Source organism: Dietzia sp. DQ11-38-2, assembly GCF_014145055.1.
Classification (GTDB): Bacteria; Actinomycetota; Actinomycetes; order Mycobacteriales; family Mycobacteriaceae; genus Dietzia.
Window position 1 is genome coordinate 313 of the sequence record NZ_JAALDW010000518.1, and the last position, 6,220, is coordinate 6,532.

7 protein-coding genes, 1 tRNA gene and 2 pseudogenes are annotated in these 6,220 nt (G+C 70.0%); 6 read left to right on the forward strand and 4 right to left on the reverse strand.

Going from position 1 to position 6,220, the window contains the following annotated elements; all coding sequences use genetic code 11:
* Positions 1-257, forward strand: a pseudogene (locus G6026_RS16170) (hypothetical protein); the annotation flags it as partial.
* A gap of 33 nt (positions 258-290) precedes the next feature.
* On the opposite strand, the gene G6026_RS16175 reads toward G6026_RS16170, so the two are convergent.
* The 3 genes from G6026_RS16175 to G6026_RS16185 form a co-directional block, all read right to left on the reverse strand.
* The gene (locus tag G6026_RS16175) at positions 291-1,739 is read right to left on the reverse strand and encodes a trehalose-6-phosphate synthase (protein WP_182613767.1); all 1,449 of its coding nucleotides are present in this window, start codon (positions 1,737-1,739) and stop codon (positions 291-293) included.
* Between the two features lie 31 nt (positions 1,740-1,770).
* Positions 1,771-1,959, reverse strand: coding sequence for a hypothetical protein (locus tag G6026_RS16180; RefSeq protein WP_107748799.1), 189 nt, complete (start codon positions 1,957-1,959; stop codon positions 1,771-1,773).
* A gap of 69 nt (positions 1,960-2,028) precedes the next feature.
* Complete coding sequence (locus G6026_RS16185; protein WP_107748800.1) at positions 2,029-3,411, reverse strand: threonine/serine exporter family protein; 1,383 nt, start codon at positions 3,409-3,411, stop codon at positions 2,029-2,031.
* Positions 3,412-3,501: 90 nt separating this feature from the next.
* On the opposite strand from G6026_RS16185, the gene G6026_RS16190 reads away from it, so the two are divergent.
* The 3 genes from G6026_RS16190 (at position 3,502) to G6026_RS16200 (ending at position 4,495) form a co-directional block, all read left to right on the forward strand.
* Positions 3,502-3,574 (forward strand) — tRNA-Thr (locus G6026_RS16190).
* An 81-nt stretch (positions 3,575-3,655) separates the two neighbouring features.
* On the forward strand, positions 3,656-4,084 hold the full coding sequence (locus G6026_RS16195) for a nuclear transport factor 2 family protein (protein ID WP_194305836.1): 429 nt from the start codon (positions 3,656-3,658) through the stop codon (positions 4,082-4,084).
* Positions 4,085-4,105: 21 nt separating this feature from the next.
* A complete protein-coding gene (locus G6026_RS16200; RefSeq protein WP_182613769.1) occupies positions 4,106-4,495 on the forward strand; it encodes a nuclear transport factor 2 family protein in 390 nt (129 codons plus the stop codon).
* 52 nt (positions 4,496-4,547) lie between these two features.
* On the opposite strand, the gene G6026_RS16205 is transcribed toward G6026_RS16200, so the two are convergent.
* Positions 4,548-4,976 carry an HIT family protein gene (locus G6026_RS16205; protein ID WP_182613770.1) on the reverse strand — a complete coding sequence of 143 codons (429 nt, stop codon included), beginning with the start codon at positions 4,974-4,976 and terminating at the stop codon, positions 4,548-4,550.
* Between the two features lie 127 nt (positions 4,977-5,103).
* On the opposite strand from G6026_RS16205, the gene G6026_RS16210 reads away from it, so the two are divergent.
* Positions 5,104-5,808 (forward strand): TetR/AcrR family transcriptional regulator, encoded by a 705-nt coding sequence (locus G6026_RS16210; protein ID WP_182613771.1) that lies wholly within the window; start codon positions 5,104-5,106, stop codon positions 5,806-5,808.
* A gap of 72 nt (positions 5,809-5,880) precedes the next feature.
* A pseudogene (locus G6026_RS16215) lies at positions 5,881-6,220 on the forward strand (phosphoribosylamine--glycine ligase); the annotation flags it as partial.

Below are 6,220 nucleotides of genomic sequence, written 5' to 3' on the forward strand. Positions count from 1 at the left end.
TGTCGGAGTTCGTGGAGCAATCCATGCCCACCGTCGCCTCCGCTGCCAAACAGCAGGAGGCCAGCGTCTACGCGACGGTGGCTGCCGCCGCGCCGCAGGAGGTCGTGGACGCCGATAACGTCACGGTTCTGCTCATGCTCAACCGGATGGTGTCGACGAAGGACGCGCCCGAGGCGGCGAGCTCGGCTTCCCGGCTCACCGTGTCGATGGTGCGGGTCGACGACACGTGGAGGCTCGGGGAGCTGGAAGCACTCTAAAGACGGCCGGGCCGGGGGCCCGGAACCGTCGACTCACTCGTCGGAGGTGGCGTCCAACGTCTCGAAGAACCGTCGTGCCCACGCGTGGACGTCGTTGCCCAGCACCTGACGGCGCAGCGCCCGCATCCGTCGACGACGGTCGTCCTCCGCCTCGGTGACGGCCGCCATGATGGCGTCCTTGACCCCCTCCAGGTCATGCGGATTGCACAGGTACGCCTGCCGGAGTTCGGCGGCGGCGCCGGCGAACTCGCTCAACACGAGAGAGCCCTCGCCGTCGGTGCAGGATGCCACATACTCCTTGGCCACAAGGTTCATCCCGTCGCGCACGGGAGTGACAAGCATGACGTCGGCGGCCACGTAGAAGGCCGTGAGTTCGGACTTGGGGACGGGGCGGTGGATGTAAGTCACCACGGGGTGCCCGATCTCGCCGAAACTACCGTTGATCCGTCCCACGGACTCCTCGATCCGCGAGCGCATGATCTGGTACTGCTCGACCCTCTCGCGGCTCGGGGTGGCGAGCTGGAGCAGGGTGACGTCGGCGGTCTCGAGCCGCCCCTCCTCGAACAACTCCTCCAGGGCGCGGAGCCGGACGTCGATCCCCTTGGTGTAGTCGAGGCGGTCGACACCCAGAAGCAGGATCTCGGGGGAGCCGAGTTCGGTGCGCAGGCGTTCCGCGCGGGCGCGGGTGCCGCGGTCGCGGGCGGCCGCGTCGATGGAAGCCGAGTCGATCGAGATGGGGAACGCTCCCACCCGGACCCTCCGGTCGTCCACCCGGATCTCGGACGCCCGCCCCCGGGTGGAGCGCAACCGCACCGAGGGGTGGCCGCCGAGCCGGTGGGCGAGGATCCGGAAGTTGTCAGCGCCCCCGGGCAGGTGGAAGCCCACCAGGTCGGCCCCGAGCATCCCCTCGACGATCTCCGAGCGCCACGGCAGCTGCATGAACAACTCGACGGGGGGGAACGGGATGTGGAGGAAGAACCCGATGGTCAGGTCGGGACGCATCTCACGTAACAGGCGGGGGACCAGCAGGAGTTGGTAGTCCTGCACCCAGACCGTGGCGTCGGTGGCGGCGGCCGCGGCGGTGGCCTCGGCGAACCGGCGGTTGATCGCGACGTAGGCGTTCCACCATTCGCGGTGGTACTCGGGGGGGACCACCACGTCGTGGAACAGCGGCCACAGCGTGCCGTTGGAGAACCCCTCGTAGTAGAGCCCGACATCCTCGGCGGACAGCGTGACCGAGTGCAGCCGGATGCCGTCGGCGTCGAAGGGCTCGGGGGCGGCGTCCGCCACGCCGGGCCAACCCACCCAGGCGCCGTGGTTGGCCTTGAGGATGGACTCCAGGGCCGTCACCAGCCCACCGGGGCTGGCCTTCCAGTGTTCCCGGCCGTCCTTGTCACGGACGAGGTCGACGGGTAGCCGATTGGCGACGACGACGAAGTCCGCACCGGCGTCCGGCGGCGTCTGCTCGGTCGCGCGCGTCATCCCCGTCCCTTCCGTGATCGCTGTGATGCGGCTAGTCGACGTCGGCAGGGTCGACCTTCTCGGGGCCGATCCCGAGCATCTCGAGCAGCATCAGGCACTCGTCGGCGTCTGCGGCGTACGAGGCCACGATCCTCTGGGCCTGATATGCGGTCTCGTCGGCGACGGGCTCGAGGTCGACGTCGAGCTCGGGCTCCTTGCTGGCCGCTGCGGCGGATGCCATGTGTGTCCTCCCGTGGTCGGTATGGGACGCAGGGCCCGTGTGGGCTCAGGCGTCCGACGTCATCTTACGTCACTGGTCGGCGGCGGCGGACCTGCGCAGATTACGCGTGACCCATTCGCCGAACACGATGCCGGCCGCCAGGGCCACCGCGATCGCCAGGGCCTGGAACATCAGTCCCACACCGATACCGGTCTGGTCACTGGTGAGGGCCGACAGTCCCCGATAGACGGACAGCCCGGGCAGGAGTGGTGTGATCCCCGCGATGGTCACGATCAGTGGCGGGACGGTCGCGATACGGGCGAGGATGCCGCCGAACAACCCCATCGCACAGGCCGCGAGCGCGGAACCCACCACCACGCCCAGCCCGGTCGTCGTGACCACCTGGAAGATGACCATCCCGATCGCCCCGACCGCCGCGGCGAGCCACGTCGCACGCACGGTGGCGTAACTGGCCACCGCGAAGCCGGCGGCCCCGACCCCCGCCGCGAAGACGGCGAGATACAGGGGCGCGTTGCCGGAGATGGTCGGGTCGATGGGGGGCGGGGACATGCCCAGTCGCGCGAACACCGCCAGGGCGATCGTGATGCCGCCGAGAACCCCGCCGGTGAGGATCATCGTCTCCACGCCGCGGCCGGCCGACGTCACGGGGAACCCGGTGATGGCGTCCTCGATCGCGCCGACGAGCGTGAGCCCCGCGAGGAGCACGATGATTCCCGCGGCGACGAGTGTGGATGGCTGGATGTCCACGAAGTTGTCGCTCAGGAACACGTAGGCCAACAGCGCCCAGGCGGCCGCGATGAACCCCCCGACGATCTGCTGGAAGAACTTCGGGAGGCGGTGGCCGTCCAGATAGCGGTTGGCGTACATCAGCGCGAACGTCGACACCATGGACAGGAGTCCGGCGAGCGGGCTGCCACCCAGTTGGATGACGACCGCGCAACCGAGCATCGCCCACCCCAGGACCGCGACCCGGAACGAGTGGGGGTGCGGGGAGGCGATGATCTGCTCGACCTCCGCCGTGGCCTGCTCGACGGTCAGTTGGCGCCGCACGATGAGGTCGATGAGCCGGGCGACACGGGTCACCCGGGTCATGTCGATCGTGCGGTAGTTGACCACCCGGATGACGGAGATCGGCGGGCGACCACGTCGGCGGTTCACGCCGATGGTCAACGAGGTGAAGGTGACCTCGACGGTGGCGCCCGGCAGGCCGAACGCCGCCGCGACCGATTCCCCCTGGGCGACGGTGTCCGCCGCGCCCTCCCCGGAGGAGAGGAGGATGCCGGCGATCTCCAGGGCCAGGTTCAGGACGTCGGTGACGGCGCCGTCGTCGTCCAGGTCGACCGGCGCCATCGGTGACAGGGGCGGCTCGACCGCCAGGTCCATCGTGGACTTGCGCAGACCCAGCCACGCCAGGGGGCGGGTGAACGGGGCAGGTGCGTCGCGGATCTCCACGTGGACACCGTAGTCAAGACCGCGGCGGTCGAGAGCGCGGCCCGGGATCCGGTTAGGATGTGAGCCGGACCCCGGCCGTGCCGGAGCCGTGCTGGAGTGGCGCAATTGGTAGCGCACCCGACTTGTAATCGGGCGGTTGCGAGTTCAAGTCTCGTCTCCAGCTCTCACCCGCCGCCCGGTGGAGCCGGGAGTGCACGCCACGCGCGCGCGGTATACGTTTAGTTTTCTCAGGTTTCTGGGTAGGATGTGGCAGGTGTTCAGCGACGGCGAGGGCTCCGGAGACGTGGACGGGGGCGTCGACGCTGAGTCCACCCGGCGGATCGCCGAGGCGTGGATGCGCGCCGTCACCTCATGTGACGTGGACGCCGCGCTGGCGCTCTCCTCGCCGTCGATCGTCTACACCAACGGCGGCCACCTCCGTCTCTACGAGGGGCACGACGGCCTGCGTGACATCATCGAGGATCTCGCGCGTCTGTCCGGGTTCCTCGACGTGGCCGTCCTGTCGGCGGTGGCGGAACCGGGGATCGTCGCGCTCAAGCGGCTGGAGACCTACACGCTGCCCGAGGGGGGCGTGGAGATCCCGGCCCTGTCGTTCGTCGAGGTGGAGGGCGGTGTGGTGACCCGCTGGGAGGACTACAAGGACCTACGTACTCTGAACACGATCTCGGAGTAGACGGTGGACGGGGGCGGTCCGATGGACCAGGACGAACGGCGCGGCGGCTCCGGAGAGGTGGCCAGGGGGCTCGTGGAGGCCACGTTCCGTGGTGACGTGGACACAGCGACCTCGCTGTGCACGCCCGACCTCGAGTTGCGGATCGAGGGCACCCAGGTGGTGCGCGGCCGCGACGGGCTGGCCCAGCTGATCGAGTTCAACGAGGAGGTCTCCACCGACGTCCGGGTGGAGATCCGCCGGGTGCTGTCGTCGGGGGACACGGCCGCGGTGAGCAGGACCACGTTCCTCACGATCGGGGGCACACCCATCACACTCGCCGTCGGCGCGTTCTTCACGCTGCGTGACGGCCTGGTCAGCGAATGGTGCGACTACCAGGACATGGGCGAGGTGACGCGCGCGCTCGGGCACTGAGCCGGTCACCCGCCCGACCCGACCACCGGGGCGGCGAGTCGGGGTGGGCCGGTCAGTCCCCGGGCACGAACTCGTCGTGGCCGAGCTGCCGCAGAGCGCGACGGATCGTCGCGGCCGCCGCGTCCGACTCCTCCGCGGGGGCGTCGGGGTCCGCGCGGGACAGGTCGAAGCCGGACATGTCGTCGGCGGGGAAGACGTGGATGTGGGTGTGTGGGACCTCGAACCCCGCGATCAGGTAACCGGCCCGTGACGCCCCGAAACCTTCGACGACGGCCTCGCCGACCGCCTGGGCGACCTCGTTGAGCCGCGCCCACAGCCGGGGGTCGAGGTCGGTCCAGCGGTCGATCTCCTCTCGCGGGACGATGAGGGTGTGGCCGGCCGCGACGGGCGCGATCGTGAGGAAGGCGACCACCTCGGGGTCCTCCCAGACGAACCTGCCCGGCAGCTCACCGGAGATGATCTTGCTGAAAACGGTCGACATGCTCCCAGCCTACGTACCCGGGGCGGCCGGTTGCCGCTGATGCGCGGTGGCTCGTGGTGTAATGAGGGGTACGCCACCCGGACAACGAGCGGCGAACGGTCCTTAGAGGATGGCGGAGGGACGGCAGATGATCGAGGCAACGGCACCGACGGCAGACGACACCGTCAAGAAGAAGTCCTACCACCACGGTGACCTGCGGAACGCGATCATCCACGAGGCCACCACGCGGGCGAGGTCCTCGGGGGAGAAGGTGATCGTGCTGCGGGAGATCGCGCCGGTCATCGGGGTGTCGGCCACCGCCGCCTACCGGCACTTCACCAACCGGCAGCAGTTGGTCGAGGAGGTCTCGGCCCGCGGGTTCGCCGCGATGGGTGAGCGTGTCGCCCTCCCGGGGGTCACCGGCGCGGAGTCGGCCCCGGGGCTCGCGGCCTACCTGGACCTCCGCAACGCGGGGATCGCGATCGTGGCGTTCACGGTCGCGGAGCCCGCCTGGGCGCGGATGATGATCGAGACTCTGGGGGAGTCGCCGACGGTCGCGTTCGCGGCCTCGGACGTCGCCGAGATCATGCAGCAGATCGTCGACCGCGGGATCACGGCGGGGATCTTCCGTCCGGGGACGAGGATCAGGGACCAGCGCGTCCTGTGGGCGGGGATCGACGGCCTCTGTTCGCACGCGATGTTCGGGCTCAAGCCGATGGGGACCCCGGAGGCGGACCACGCGACGGCGCGCACGCTCGATCTCTGCATGACGGACATGCTCACCGCGGAGGGGCTGCGGGTCCGCGATGAGGCCACGTTGCCGGACGGGATCGCGACCGACCTGCCGAGCTGAGGTCCACCCGACGACGCCCGCACCGGCCGTGCCGGGTCACGTCGCCCGGGGGGCGCGACTACTGTGGTCGCTGTGCGAATTCTCGTGATCGGTTCCGGTGCCCGTGAGCACGCCATCCTCGTCGCCCTCGCCGCGGACCCCGCGGTGACGGAGCTCCACGCCGCGCCGGGCAACCCCGGCATGGTGCAGGCCACGTGTCACGACGCGTCGGTGACGGATCCCTCGACGGTCTCCGCGTTGGCACGGCGGCTCGAGGTGGACCTGGTCGTCATCGGCCCCGAGGTGCCGCTGGTGGCGGGGGTGGCCGATGCCCTCCGCGCGGCCGGCGTCCCGGTGTTCGGTCCCTCGGCCGAGGCCGCCCGGATCGAGGGCTCCAAGGCCTTCGCCAAGGACGTCATGGCCGCGGCGGGGG